This is a genomic window from Clostridium sp. JS66, from assembly GCF_033561535.1.
Classification (GTDB): domain Bacteria; phylum Bacillota; class Clostridia; order Clostridiales; family Clostridiaceae; genus Clostridium_AM; species Clostridium_AM carboxidivorans.
Genome location: NZ_CP131467.1, coordinates 3,491,993 through 3,507,232 on the forward strand (window position 1 = coordinate 3,491,993; position 15,240 = coordinate 3,507,232).

The 15,240-nt window shown below is 29.0% G+C and carries 11 protein-coding genes and 1 other annotated feature; of the genes, 4 read left to right on the plus strand and 7 right to left on the minus strand.

All coding sequences use genetic code 11. The features are described from left to right. Positions 1–340: 340 nt before the first annotated feature. Entirely contained in the window at positions 341–2,230 is a 1,890-nt protein-coding gene (locus tag Q6H37_RS16150) for a sigma-54-dependent Fis family transcriptional regulator (protein WP_318733978.1), read from the minus strand. A 472-nt stretch (positions 2,231–2,702) separates the two neighbouring features. Here Q6H37_RS16150 and Q6H37_RS16155 point away from each other — a divergent pair, with 472 nt between their 5' ends. From Q6H37_RS16155 to Q6H37_RS16170, 4 genes are all read left to right on the plus strand, one after another. Continuing rightward, complete coding sequence (locus tag Q6H37_RS16155; RefSeq protein WP_318733979.1) at positions 2,703–3,566, plus strand: TerC/Alx family metal homeostasis membrane protein; 864 nt, start codon at positions 2,703–2,705, stop codon at positions 3,564–3,566. Positions 3,567–3,688: 122 nt separating this feature from the next. Then, positions 3,689–3,919, plus strand: coding sequence for a FeoA family protein (locus Q6H37_RS16160; protein WP_007062438.1), 231 nt, complete (start codon positions 3,689–3,691; stop codon positions 3,917–3,919). An 18-nt stretch (positions 3,920–3,937) separates the two neighbouring features. Next, the gene (feoB, locus tag Q6H37_RS16165) at positions 3,938–5,701 is read left to right on the plus strand and encodes a ferrous iron transport protein B (protein ID WP_318733989.1); all 1,764 of its coding nucleotides are present in this window, start codon (positions 3,938–3,940) and stop codon (positions 5,699–5,701) included. A 16-nt stretch (positions 5,702–5,717) separates the two neighbouring features. Then, on the plus strand, positions 5,718–5,858 hold the full coding sequence (locus Q6H37_RS16170) for a FeoB-associated Cys-rich membrane protein (protein WP_007062436.1): 141 nt from the start codon (positions 5,718–5,720) through the stop codon (positions 5,856–5,858). A gap of 36 nt (positions 5,859–5,894) precedes the next feature. Here the strand turns inward: Q6H37_RS16170 and Q6H37_RS16175 are convergent, their stop codons facing one another. The 6 genes from Q6H37_RS16175 to Q6H37_RS16200 all read right to left on the minus strand — a co-directional run bounded on the left by Q6H37_RS16175 (position 5,895) and on the right by Q6H37_RS16200 (position 15,232). Further along, positions 5,895–6,281: a CBS domain-containing protein gene (locus Q6H37_RS16175; protein ID WP_318733993.1), complete on the minus strand. Its 387-nt coding sequence runs from the start codon at positions 6,279–6,281 to the stop codon at positions 5,895–5,897. Positions 6,282–6,377: 96 nt separating this feature from the next. Continuing rightward, a complete protein-coding gene (locus Q6H37_RS16180) occupies positions 6,378–7,175 on the minus strand; it encodes a ribonuclease H-like domain-containing protein (protein WP_318733995.1) in 798 nt (265 codons plus the stop codon). A 129-nt stretch (positions 7,176–7,304) separates the two neighbouring features. Continuing rightward, complete coding sequence (gene argS / locus Q6H37_RS16185; RefSeq protein ID WP_318733997.1) at positions 7,305–8,996, minus strand: arginine--tRNA ligase; 1,692 nt, start codon at positions 8,994–8,996, stop codon at positions 7,305–7,307. A 119-nt stretch (positions 8,997–9,115) separates the two neighbouring features. Continuing rightward, positions 9,116–9,332: a binding site (T-box leader), on the minus strand. Positions 9,333–9,386: 54 nt separating this feature from the next. Then, entirely contained in the window at positions 9,387–11,399 is a 2,013-nt protein-coding gene (locus tag Q6H37_RS16190; protein ID WP_318733999.1) for a methyl-accepting chemotaxis protein, read from the minus strand. A 275-nt stretch (positions 11,400–11,674) separates the two neighbouring features. Further along, on the minus strand, positions 11,675–12,058 hold the full coding sequence (locus tag Q6H37_RS16195; RefSeq protein ID WP_318734001.1) for a hypothetical protein: 384 nt from the start codon (positions 12,056–12,058) through the stop codon (positions 11,675–11,677). 126 nt (positions 12,059–12,184) lie between these two features. Continuing rightward, on the minus strand, positions 12,185–15,232 hold the full coding sequence (locus tag Q6H37_RS16200; RefSeq protein ID WP_318734003.1) for an efflux RND transporter permease subunit: 3,048 nt from the start codon (positions 15,230–15,232) through the stop codon (positions 12,185–12,187). Positions 15,233–15,240: the final 8 nt, after the last annotated feature.

Sequence of the window (15,240 nt, forward strand, 5' to 3'; positions counted from 1 at the left end):
TTAAAAACCTCCTAATTTCTTTAGTTTTTACAGTTTCACTTTAAATCACATCTAATTAAATTATATGTGATTTAAGAACAAAACTATTTTTTAACAATATGTGTTAGTTATTTATACACTATATAATTCAGCAATAATAATGCCAAAAGAAGTTTTGCTTTTCATATACTGAAATTACTAATTTTCTTATAGATATTAACTGCAACAAAATAAAGTGTTGGCATTACCAACACTTTTTTATGAAATATTGTTGCTTTTTTCAACACTGTTGCTTTTTTATACACTTATTTATTTTTTATTATCGTTATAACTTTAACGTAAAATATTATTTCATTATAATTCAAAAAAATTTTTTCATTTTTGAATATATAGTACTTCTATTTATTCCTAATATTTTGGCAGCCTTTGTAATATTCCCATTGCATTTTTCTATACAGCTCTTAATAGCCATTTCATCCCATTGTTCTAAAGAACACATATTATACTCCAGTACCTTTTGTGAAACATTCTTTTGCTTTTCTATTGAAAAATCACTTTCAAAATTAAAAGAAGTGTTTCCATCCATATTTACTATATTTTCAATACAATTTTCTAATTCTCTAACATTGCCTGGCCAAGCATAATCAATAAGTTTTCTATAAATACCCTCTTCTATTTTAGGTATGGATTTTCCTAATTTAACTGCCTTTGTCTTTAAAAAGTATTGTATTAAAATTTCCACATCACCAATTCTTTCCCTAAGTGGTGGTACATTAATGGGAATTACACTTAATCTATAATATAAATCTTCTCTAAAAGTTCCCTTTTCTACTTTTTCTTTTAAATTTTCATTTGTAGCTGCAATAATCCTTACATCTACACTTATATTTTTACTTCCACCAACTCTATAAAAGCAAGAAGTTTGCAATATTCTCAAAAAGTGGACTTGAACATCAAGTGGCATCTCTCCAATTTCATCTAAAAATAAAGTACCTCCATTAGCAAGTTCAAATTTTCCTGGATGCCCTCCTTGCTTTGCTCCTGTAAATGCTCCACTCTCATACCCAAAAAGTTCACTTTCTATTAAACTTTTTGGTATTGCTCCACAATTAATTGCAACAAAGCTCTTATCTCTCCTGCTGCTGCTATTATGAATTGCTTGAGCAATCAGTTCTTTTCCTGTGCCACTCTCACCTTGAATAAGCACTGTCGATGGACTATTAGCAATACTTTCGGCCTGATTTTTTAATCCCAAAATTTTTTTACTTTTACCTATTATATCTTCAAAAGTATAAGTAGCATTTTTGCCAGTATATTTATTAACTAAATTATACACATTTTGAATATCATTAAATATACCTACTATACCCGTTATATCTCCATTTTTATTCTTTATGGGATAAGCATTTAAGCTAAATATTTTCTTTTTATTCCCGCAGGCACATGTAACTTCCTTGCCTTCACAAATTTTTCCTTCAGTAATTTCTTTTAACATGTCCACCCAATTATTCAAAATTTTATCTACCTTTTTATTTATAACTTCTTCTCTAATGCATAACATTGTGCAAGCACTTTTATTTATAGCTTTTATTATTCCACTAGTATTCAAAGCAAAAATACCCGAATTAATAGAATCCATTACTTTATTTAAGTATTGATAAGCATTAAATAGCTCATTTTGAGTTTTCTCTACTTTTAATTGATTTTCAATAGATTTCACTGCAGCCACCACAAGTCCTAATGTATGTGGATGAGCTAATTGACATTTACCAGTTAAATTCAAGCAACCTATAGTCTTTCTTTTCTCATTATGAATGACTGCAGCTGAACATGTAAGCGGATGGTACGCTTCTATATAATGGTCTTCTCCAGAAGTTTGAACTGAACAATCTTCATAAAGTGCTGTACCAATAGCGTTAGTTCCTGTGCTTTTCTCACTCATATCTGCCCCTTCAACAATTCCTATTTGGGCCATATCCTTTATTATTTCTTCATCTCCCACTATAGTAAGAACAAAACCTTCACTATTAGTAAGGTATAATGCAAAACCTGATCCTCTTAAAAAATCATACAATATTTCCATAAAAGGTATAGAAATCTTTATCAATTCACTATCTTCCTCTAAAGCTTTATGAAGTTCTACTGCATTCAATATTCTTATAGGAAATACTCTTTTTTTGCTAATATCATAACCTATACATCTTCTGTGCGACTTGTCTATCACTTTTTTTAAATCATTTACTCCAATCATAATTAAAAATCACCTCTTTAAAATTTTATCAACACGGAAATATCATAAACATTCCAAAACATTTTTATAATATTCTTTTACTATAAATATAATTATATATCCTAAATTTCATATCAAACAAGTTCAAAATATAAACTAGAAAAATTGTACCATGAAGTATATTGAAACTTATTTATAATTAGCAGTATTAATTACTGTTTTTAATATTTAAAAATATCATTATAAATATTACTTTTTAACTTGACATAAGGTTAGCTTTTATGTTAATATTTCATCAAGAAGTTAATATTAGCTAGTTAAAAGGGAGTAATTTAAATTATAAAGTCAACAATTCGATTTATATCTGGCTTTGTAAACCTGTTTATGGTAATGAGACTTTTAACATAATACTATTTTGACGTAGGTTATGTTAAAAGTCTTTTTCTTTTATTCTCATAATTATCTATATTCAAATTAAGGAGGTATTTATCTTATGTCAACAAAAAAATCACTGCAGCATATCCTATTCTGGGTTGGAGTTGCTTTATTATTTAATATTGGAGTTTATTTCTTTATGGGGCAGGAAAAAGCCCTAGCCTTTTTAGGAGGTTATGTAATTGAGCAAAGCTTGAGTTTAGACAATTTATTTTTATTTTTGCTTATATTTGAAAGCTTCGGACTAAAGCCTCAATATCAAAAAAGAATTCTAACTTATGGTATAGCTGGAGCCATAATTTTAAGATTTATATTTGTAATTTTAGGAGTGAAAATTGTTAACGAATTTCACTGGGTATTGTATGTATTTGGCTTATTACTTATGATAAGTGGCTTTAAAATGATATTTGAGAAAAAAGAAACACAAAACTTTAAAGATAACAAAATTTTAAAGCTTTTGCACAAAATAATACCTGTATCGGATAAATTGGAAGGAGAAAAATTCTTTACAAGAAAAAATAAAATTCTTTACGCCACTCCACTTTTTGCAGTGCTTATACTTATAGAAGGGTCGGATATATTATTTGCAATAGATTCAATACCTGCTGTATTCTCAATAACCACAGATCCTTTTATAGTATATACCTCTAATATATTTGCAATATTGGGACTTAGAAGTATGTATTTCTTACTAGAAAAACTTCACAACAAATTTGCTTATGTAAAATATGGAGTTGCTTGTATACTCATATTTACAGGTATAAAACTTTCAGCTGGATTCTTCCACATAAATATTTCAGTTATAGTATCTCTAATAACCATATTTATTCTATTATTTACGAGCATTATATTTTCAATATTTATGCCTAAAAAAGAAAAAGCATTGTTATCCTATGAAAATTCAAAAGATATATCTCAATAAACTGAGTGTGGCTTTTAGCCACACTTCTATCTATTTTTGTATTTAATGTTGACACCACCTACAAATGATGTTATTATTATAATATAATAAATGATAATGATTTTCATTACGAGGTGGTAATAATGAGCATTTGTGATTTAAAACTTGGAGAAACAGCTTTAATAGAAAGTATATGCGGAAATGAAAAATTAATAAAAAGACTTCTTGCTTTAGGATGCATAGAAGGAACTGAAGTTGCTTTAAAGGCTTCTGCCCCATTTGGTGATCCTATAGTAATAAACTTAAGAGGATTCAATCTAGCAATACGCAAAAAAGATGCAAAAAATATATTTATAAAAAGTTCCAAATTGTAATGTTTTAGGAGGATTAATATGATTACAGCAGCTTTGCTTGGCAACCCTAATGTAGGTAAAACTTCACTTTTTAATATTTTAACTGGATCCAATCAATATGTAGGTAATTGGGCAGGAGTAACTGTAGAAAAAAAAGAAGGTTACTTGGATAATTCCTTAAAAATTGTGGACCTTCCAGGAATTTACGCTATGGATACTTTCTCTAACGAAGAAAAAGTATCAAGAGAATTTCTACTTAATGGAGATGCAGATGTAATAATAAACATAGTAGATGCTTCTAATTTAGACAGAAATTTATACCTTACAACTCAACTTAAAAGCTTTAATAAGCCTATAATATTAGTATTAAACATGGTAGATGTGGCAGATTCTAAAGGAATTAAAATTGACTACTCCACATTATCTAAAGAATTAAATGTAACAGTAATACCTATTGTTGCTTCCAAAGGCATTGGAATAGACCATTTAAAGAAAATGCTTCTTGATGGCCATTTTTTAAGCCAGTTCACTGATAATGATTTTCAATTTCAAGATGAAAAAGAAACTTATGCTTTTATTAATGGAATTTTAAGTAAATGCTTTACTATGACAAGCAATAATTATGTGTCACCTACAGACAAAATAGATAAAATTGTACTTAATAAATTTTTAGCTTATCCTATATTCTTTGCTATTTTGATTTTGATTTTCAAATTCACTTTTAGTTGGGTAGGTCAACCTCTATCAGATGAATTAGATGCAATTTTAAATTCAAACTTAGTTCCTTTTTTAGAAAATGTCTTATCAAGTACAAGCCCTTGGTTTAAATCATTACTTGTAGGAGGAATTTTAGGTGGTGTCGGTTCTGTTGTAATTTTTCTACCTGTTATCATGGCACTTTTTCTTGGTATCTCTATACTTGAAGACAGCGGCTATATGGCTAGAGCAGCTTTTATAATGGACAAATTAATGAGAAAAATGGGACTATCCGGCAAAGCCTTTATACCTTTGGTAATGAGCTTTGGTTGTTCGGTTCCAGGAATTATGTCAGCAAGAACTTTGGAAAGTGAAAAAGATAGAAAACTTACTGCACTTTTAGTCCCTCTTATGTCTTGTAATGCAAGACTTCCTATATATGCAGTATTTGCTTCTGCTTTCTTTCCTGCAAAACAAACAGGTATTATAATGTCATTATATCTTTTAGGTATTATTATCTCTTTCATAATAGGATTATTGTTTAAAAATACTTTATTTAAGAAGGAAGAAGAACCTTTTATAATAGAGCTTCCTGAATATAAACTTCCTGAATTTAGGAATGTTATATTACATACCTGGGATAAAGGTAAAGGATTTTTAAAGAAAGCTGGTACTATTATATTTTCTATGTCAATACTTATCTGGTTCTTATCCAATTTTAACATTTACGGTATGACAGATATAAACAATAGTATACTATCCTATATTGGAAAATGTATTAGCATAATATTTAAGCCTCTTGGCTTTGGAGATTGGCAAAGTTCAGTTTCATTACTTACAGGTCTCATGGCTAAAGAAGCAGTAATAGGCACTATGGGTGTTATATATGGTGGTGACTTAAAGTTATCATTACTTCATCATTTTACTCCAATATCAGCTTATGCATTTTTAGTTTTTGTGTTACTATATACCCCATGTATATCTGCTGTAGGTGCTATGAAAAAAGAATATGGTAAAAATATGGCCATATTTTCTGTAGTATATCAATTTGGTTTAGCTTGGCTAGTTTCTTTTATAGTTTTTAGATTAGGTTCTTTAATATTCTAGATTGGGAGGTAATCATATGTTAATAGAAATTTTAGTAACAGTTGTTTTAGTTGCTTTTGCAGCACGCATACTATATAAAAATATAAAGAAAAAATCCTCTGGAGGATGTGACTGCGGTTCTTGCTCCAGTCATTGTGCACATTATAATAAAAAATAGTTAACAAAAAAGCCTGTCCATTAAACAGGCTTTTTATTAACTATAATATTGTTCCTTTTCTATAATATAGTCAACTATGTCTTCAATTGTAACTATACCCTTCAAAACACCTCCGTCAACTATAGGAATAGCAATAATATCGTTTTCTCTAAGTCTAGCTGCTACTTCTACGATACCCTCATCTTCAGATGCTGTAACAACATTTTTTGTCATTACCCAATCTACAGGACAAGTATCATAATGACCTTCTTCCATCAAAAATCTATATATATCAGCTTTAACTATTATACCAACTAATTTATCATTTTCATCAACTACAGGTGCTCCATTTACTTTATTTGCATTTATAGTTTCAAGTGCTTTCTTTAGATCATCCTCTGTTTTAAGTTTAACTATATCTGAATGCATTATTTCCTTTATCATAAACATCTACCTCCTTTCCTATATTATACAATGAATTGTACATAAAGTCTAAATATTTTTAATACTCATGTTAACTATTTACTGTACTAAATCATTCTAATAACTGTTGCTAATTATATCCTTCAATTCATTACAATCCACGCACCCTCTTAATATATTGTCTATAGTTCTTGCAGCAGCTTTTTTTGATATTCTATCTATATCAACATCTAAAACAATATTATTCTTTTTAAGAAGACTTTTAAGGTACCTGCACTGTTTTTTTGTAATTACATTTTCCCTAATTAAATCATGATCATTTTCTATTTTAAAAATAAGTTCATGTATCTTAGGCAAACTTAATACATCTTCATAATTATGAAGCATTATTTTTTTCTTAAGCTCTTTATTTGCAGTTGATAAAAATTCCTTATACAAATCTACACTTATACCACCATCTATTTTATCTTCTCTTTCTATACCTATATACTTTTCTACAGTTTTAAGATTGCATCTTTCCATGCCCATTTGTTTATAATAAGGCCTTATAAGTCTATACAAATCTATATGATACTTTGGGGACTCAAATATTATATTTTGCTTTTCCATTCTTTTTTTTATAAAAGGTTCATCAAAAGCTATTCCATTATAAGAACACCATTTATTATATTCCAATAAATCCTTTTGAAAATTACATAATATTTCCTTTTCATCCTCTAAATCTTCTGCAAAATATTGCTTTATACAAAAAAACTTATCATCTTTAAATCTTCCTAGAGATATAAGTATTACTCTATCTTCTTCCTTATCAAACCCTGTGGTTTCTATATCAAAATATGCAACCTTATCCATATTATAATATTGAAATACATTTTCATGTAAATCTAATACTTCTTTATATTCTTCTATAAACATTCTAAAGTCCTCCAAATTTCTGGTTTAATAAACCTACATTACTTATTATATAACAATATAAAAAATTTGAAAATAACTGAACAAAAGTGCTTTAGAACAATAATTACTTATTCTAAAGCACTTTTAAATCTACATTTTTTCTACAGTTTCAATTCCTATTAAATTTAATCCGTTCTTTAGTACTTGACAAGTAGCTTCTACTAATTTAATTCTTGCTATTTTTGTAGCTTCATCTTCTGCATTCATTATACTGTGAGCATTATAAAACTTATTGAAGCCTTTAGCTACATCAATTATATATCTTGTTACTATATAAGGTTCTAATTTATCTATAGCATATAATATAGATTTCTGGAAACCTTCAAGAATTTTTACAAGTTCAAATTCTTCTTTAGAATTTAATTTGCTGTAGTCAATATCTCCTCTAACTTCTCCTGTTCTTCTAAGAATACTCTTTCCTCTAGCATAACTGTATTGAACATATGGACCAGTTTCGCCATCAAAGCTTAAAATTTCCTTCCAATCGAATATTATATCTTTTTCTCTGTTGTTCTTTAAATAAGTAAATATTACTGCTCCTATGCCTATCTTCTTTGCAACTTCTTCTTTATTTTCCAAATTAGGATTCTTTTCATTTATAACTTCTAAAGTTTTTTCAACTGATTCATTTAATAAATCTTCAAGGAATATAACATCCCCTTTTCTCGTTGATAATTTTTTATCTGCAAATCTAACAAGTCCAAAAGCTACATGTTTACAATCATCAGCCCAATCATGCCCCATAAGTTTTAATGTAGTAAAAAATTGTTTAAAATGAAGAGATTGATCAGATCCTACTACATATATACTCTTATGGAAATCATAAGTTTTCTTTCTATACATTGCTGCTGCTAAATCTCGAGTTGCATAAATAGTTGCTCCATCTGCTTTTTTTATCATGCATGGAGGCATATTGTATTCATCAAGCATTACTACTTTAGCTCCATTACTTTCCACAAGCAATCCTTTTTTATCTATTTCATCAATTACAGCATCCATTTTATCATTATAAAAACTTTCTCCTGTATAATAATCAAATTTTATTCCAAGCATGTCATAAACAACCTTAAATTCCTTTAAGCTTAAATCCTTAAATCTCTGCCAAAGTTTAGTTTCTTCTTCGCATCCATCCTCTAAATTTTTAAAATGCAATCTTGCTTCATCTTCTAGAGATGGGTCCTTTTCAGCTTCTTCATGAAATTTAACATATATTCTTAGTAATTCTTTTATAGGTTCCTTTTCTAAAGTTTCCTCATTACACCATCTTTTATAAGCAGCTATAAGCTTTCCAAATTGAGTTCCCCAATCTCCTAAATGATTTATACCTATACAATTATATCCTTCAAAAGATAATATTCTATATAAAGCATTTCCTATAGATGTACTGCATAAATGTCCAACATGAAAAGGCTTTGCAATATTAGGTGAGGAATAATCTATAGTTATGTTCTTTCCACTTCCTATATCTGAAGAACCATATTTATCTCCATTTTCAAGAACTTTTTCTATAGTACTTTTTGTAAGGTCAATCTTATCAACAAAAAAATTCAAATAAGGTCCTAAGTTTTCAATTTTTTCAAAGTTATCTTTATTTATTTTTTCTTTTAATTCTTCTGCTATAGCATTCGGTGCTTTTCTCAAAGTCTTTGAAAGTTGAAAACATGGAAAAGCATAATCTCCCATATCTGATTTTGGTGGTATTTCTATTAATCTTTCCAATGTTTCTAAATCCAATTCCACATGCTCTTTTATTCTTTCTGCTACTAATTTTTTATAATTCATTTTAAAACCTCCAAAATATAATTTTTCAATAGTTTAGTTTATATCCACAAGCTTTATTTTCATAAAAATTATGGATTGATAAATTAGTTTAAATTATAAAAAACCCATCTCTTTTTAATAAAAGAGACGGGTCATATCCGCGGTACCACTCTAATTGATAGGTATCACTACCTTATCCACTTATACTTTAACGCAGTTAACGTCTTGTTTTTTCATTACGATTTTAAAACAAGCTTCTCAAAGACTCTCTTCCATTTTAGATATCAATACAGGCTTTCACCGTCCCTGCTCTCTTTAAAGGAACTCTAAAAGTACTCTTCTTTTCAATGAATTAATATATAATTTACAACTTATTATATTACTCATTGCAATTTCATGTCAATACCTAATCTACAATTTAAACATTTTTACACTTTCTGCTAATTCCTCAGATAATTTATTAAGCTTTTGTAAATCATCAGTAACACTTTGAAGTACTGCTGTCTGTTCTTCAGAAGATGCTGCTACTTCTTCAGTATTTGCTGCTGTATTTGTTGTAACATCTTGTATTTTATTTACACTTCCGTCTACTCTATCAATAGTTTCCTTTGAATTTGTAATCATGTCATTAACTTTTTCCAAGCTATTTTTTATTTCATCAAAGGATTTTAAAATTCTATATAAGGACTCTCCAACCACCTTTACTGTAGTTGATCCTTTTTCAGATTCCCTGCTGCCTTCTTCTATTGATAAAAGTGCCTTGTTAGTTTTTTCTTGAGTATCATTAATTAAATTTTTAATATTATTTGAAGATGTCATAGATTCTTCTGCTAACTTTCTTACTTCATCTGCAACAACCGCAAAACCTTTTCCTGCTTCCCCTGCTCTAGCAGCCTCTATAGAAGCATTAAGTGCTAATAAACTAGTCTGATCTGCTATTCCATCTATTATTTCTACAATGTTTCCTATTTCCTTTGAATTTTGTTGAAGTTCAGCTATTACATTTGATGAATAATTAACGCTATCTTTTACAGTGTTAATTTGTTTAAACATAGTATCCATTTTTTCTCTTCCATCTACTGCAAGCTTATTCACTTCTTCAGAAGCTTTTACCACATTAACAACCTGCTCTTTTATGCTTGTTATATTATCAACTACATTTTTCATAGCCTTTGATATTTCATCTGTAGCTGTAACTTGCTTTTCTGATCCATCTGCAACTTGTTGTATGGAAGTAGCTATTTCTTCTGATACCTGTGAAACCTGCTGTGAAGATGTTAAAATTGATTTTGTTGAACTTTCTACATTTTGTGATACATTAGTAATATTGGTAGTCATACTTCTAAGTTTTTCAATCATATTATTAAAACTATGTCCAAGCTTACCTATTTCATCTTCAGTTTTTACTTCTATATTCTTCGTAAGGTCACCTTGTGAAACATTTTCTGCTCCCTCCGCTAAATTATCTAAAGGTTTTAAATTCTTGCCTATTAATGACTTTAATAAGATTGAACCTATTATGAATGCAAGAAGAGATATTATTGTAAAGCTTAATATAACACTAACTAATGCTTCATGCTTATTTTGCAGTGAAATTCCCACATCCACAGCCTTTATTACTTTTCCATTAGTATCTTTTACAGGAACTATAACATCGTATACATCTATGCCTTTATATTTGTACACAGAACTATATGATTTACCATTTACTGCTTCCTTGCTTCCTTCATCTGTTAAGGCAATTCCCACTCTACTTTTATCACTATGTGCTAAAGCCTTTAAATTACTATCAAAGGTTAATGCAAATACAACATTTGATTTTTTCGCTAATTTAGTTACTAAATTTTCATCACTTACTTCTTTATTTAGTTTTTCAACTTCATTAGCAATAACACCTACTTGTACAATTCCTCCATTTTTTAAAGCTACACAACCATATTTATAGTAATTGTTATCTACTGAATTTGTACTTTTTCTTACAGCTTCAATAAGCTCAGTTTTTTGCCCTTTGAGAACTGGTTGTACAGGATGATCTTCTGGATATTTATATCCAATATTAGCTGGAAGATTCGAATAAATTATTACCCCCTGAGGATCAGATATGTCTATTTCCTGAACTTGAATATTATCTGCTATTTGCTTTAAATATTCATTTGATGTAGTTGGATTTTGTCCAACTAAATAAGCTGTAGTTTTAATTTTTTCTCCCAAAAGATTATCTGAATTTTTAAGCACTGAATTATTAGTTTGAATTTCTGAAACCACTTCATCTACAAAATTGTTTCCATCTGTTTTTATTTGTGCATCTAATCTTTTGCTAATTATGCTGTAAGACACAATTGCAAGCACTACTGTAACTAAAAATACCACTAATATAGAGTTTAGCGTTACTTTAAATTTTAGAGTTTTTGTATTACTTTTCATCAAGTTGTCCCCCCATTATGTATTTTAAATAAAATAATTTTAATTAAATGTTTAGAATTATTTTACTAGCCACTTAAATTTTACATTAAATATCAATAAACTTCAACATCTTTTAATATTTAATCATAATTTACCATAAGCTACATCTTTGTGCTTATTAATACCTTCTTGTAACCCCTTATAAAATCACAAATTTCGAACTTTAAAACATGTTTTCCATCTAAAGTTATCATTAATCTATATGTGAAAAAGATCACTATCAAGACTTATTGACTTTAGTAAAGTGATACATCCTTAACGTACTTACTTTTATACTCTTCATACACTTCTTTCCAAAATATACCTGACTTAGTTAAAATAATACTGTTATTTTTCTCATTTACTAATACATCAAATTGAATTCCATCATAAAAAATGAATTTTGATTTCATATATTGTACTTGATTTTTTACTCTAGTATAAAATTCATTTTCTTCATTAGTTATAATCAAATAATCCTCGTTAATTATATTTTTTACTATTACTCTAAATTGCTTCTTATCTATTTTTATAGTACGTAGTTGGTTTAAATTATCCTTCGTAATATATTCCTCCTCATATAGTTTTCTAATTTTAATTACACTATATTTTTTCTTTTTATAAGAAAAATATTCATCCATCTATTGTATTTTATATAAAAGAGTACTGTGAAAAGGAACATCCCCTGTAAATAAATTTATATAAAAGTAACTATATCTAAGTTTTATAACCTAGATATAGTCATTTAGATTCTAAATATTTTTTTACTAACGTTTTGCAAATTTTTTTCTAAAGAATATTTTTAAATCATTCAAATATGTGTATACCACTGGCACAAATAATAGTGTCAATAATGTAGATGTAATTAATCCTCCAATAATTGCAAAAGCCATAGGTGCACGTTGTTCTGATCCTGCACCAGAAGCTATTGCTGTAGGAATCATACCAAAAATCATTGCTAAAGAAGTCATAATAATTGGTCTTAAACGTGTATGTCCAGCATTTATTAAAGCTTCTTTTAAATTCATTCCTTTATTATAATTTTGTTTTGCAAAGTCAATAAGTAAAATTGCATTTTTAGTAACTAATCCCATCAGCATGATAACACCTATTGCAGACATCATATCTAATTCTTTATTGCCAACAAGTAAACCTAAAATTGCACCGATAAGAGCTAGTGGCAGAGAAAGCAAAATAGCAAGTGGATCTACAAAACTTTCAAACTGAGCTGCAATTACAAGGAATATAAATAGAACTCCCATAAGAAGTGCTTGAGCTAAACCTCCCATGCTTTCTGCCATTTGGTCTTGACTTCCTCCAGCACTTAACTTTATATCCTTGGGCGTAGGTGCTTCACTTTTCAGTTTATTACTAAATGCCTTAGTAAAATCACTTTGTGCTACTTGAGCATAATTTGCGCTTAATTGAATTTCTCTTTCTTTATCATATCTATTTATAGTAGATGAAGATGTAGAGAATACCTTTCTAGTTACTTGATCTATAGGAATCATTTTATTACTTGTACTGGTCACATAAATTCCTTGTAAACTATCAAAATCCTTTCTATCATTCTTTTCAAGCTGCATACGAACATCATATCTATCCTTTTCAGTTTCATACTGACTTACTACAGTTCCATTAAATAAAGTATTCAATGTACTAGAAACTGTACTTGGATTTACTCCTAAATCTTGAGCTTTATCTCTATCCACTTCAAGCTTCACTTCTGGTTTTCCAGATGTATAAGTAATACCTACATCTACTGCTCCAGGGGTATTTTTCATTACTTTTTCAACCTTTAAAGCATATTTTTGCAGTTTTTGAAAATCTTGACCTTGAACATGATATTGAACTGACTTACCTGAGCCTGTAGAACCACCAGCTGAATTAATTGATAAATTGATTCCTGGAATATTAACTAAATCCTGTCGCATCTTTACTATAATTTCATCAATACTATCTTTTCTATCTTTCTTATCTGAAATTTTTACATTAAGTTTAATTTTATTTGATTGAACTGTAGAAGATATATATTGTACAGTTTTGTTCTTCTTAATAACAGCTTCCATATCTTTATCAATCTTTGAAGCATTATCCAGGGTGGAACTTGCATCCAAATCTGCTGTTATTGCTATTTGTCCATTATCCGTTGCAGCAACAAAGCCTGTCTTCAATTGTGTAGCTAAAAGCAAACTTACTACTAATAACCCTATTGGTATCATTAAAGTTACAATTCTATGATCTAGTGCCCACTTTAACAATTTAGAATAAGCTTTAGATAAGTTATCAAAAGAATTATTAAATCTTTCTAAAAATTTTCCTATTATAGGAACTTCCTTTTCTTTACTGCTTAAACTCTTTGCAGAAAGCATTGGTACCAAGGTAAAAGCTACAAATAGTGAAACCAAAACACTGGCAGCAACGGTCAGTCCAAATTGTACAAGGAACTTTCCTACCATACCATTAATCATAGCAATAGGAAGAAATACCGCTACTATGGCAAGAGTAGTGGCTATAACTGCAAGTCCTATTTCTGAAGTTCCATCCTTTGCTGCTTGAATTGGACTTTTACCCATATTAAGATGTCTCACGATATTTTCAATAACAACTATAGCATCATCAATAAGTAATCCAACAGCAAGGGATAAAGCCATTAATGATACTGTATTAAGTGTAAAGTTCATAAATTTCATTACTGCAAAAGTAGCAATAATTGATACAGGTATGGAAACTGCACTAATTGCAGTACTGGCAATATTCTTAAGAAATATAAAGACTACAATTACCGCAAGTATACATCCTTCTATCATTGTTTGCTGAACATCTTTAACTGAATCAATTATAGATGTTGAATTATCGGCTACAAGGTTAATTTTAACCCCTGATGGCAAGCTTTTTTTTATGCTTTCAATTTCTTTTTTAACATCCTTAGCCACTTGTACTGTATTTGAATTAGATTGTTTGACAATATCAATACCAATTGCTTCCTTACCATTATAAAAAGATAAACTACTTTTTTCTTTACTCCCATCCTCAACTGTTGCAATATCTCCAAGTTTAATTTCACTACCATTACGTTTGGTAATTAAAACATTAAGAAAATCATCTACCTTCTTTATAGAAGAATCAGTTTTTAAGCTTATTTGCATATCTCCACCAGAAACTTTACCACTGGATAAATTAATATTATCAGCACCTAAACCATTAGTAAGTTCTGAAACTGTAATATTTAAGGAATTCATTTTTTCTTTATTTAGTTTTATGTGAACTTCTTTTTCCTCTTGACCAGATGTATTGACGGCTCCAACACCATTTATGGTTTGTAATTTTTTCACAATGTTATCATCTACTATCTCTGATAACTCTTTATTAGGCATTGAGCTAGTTACAGCAAAGGAAAAAATAGCTGATGCACTGGCATCATATTTGGAAATTACAGGGTCATCAATATCTCTTGGCAGGCTGCTTCTAATATTAGATAACTTATCTTTCACCTCTTGCATTGCTTCAGATGAAGGCTTTTCTAGTTCAAATGAAACACTAGTATTTGAAGATCCCTCTGTTATAGTTGAGGTAACATGCTTCACTCCGGATATTTGGCTTACTGCATCTTCTACTTTTTTTGTTATCTTTGACTCAATTTGATCTGGATCTGCTCCACTTTGGGTTATCCTAACAGATACCGTTGGCATATCAACATCTGGAAGCTGATCCATTGGTAAGTTTATATAACTAATGGCACCTAAAGCCAATAAAGCAATAATAATTACAGTGATAAATACAGGTCTTTTTAAACTAACATCTGATAAAAACATAATTAAAC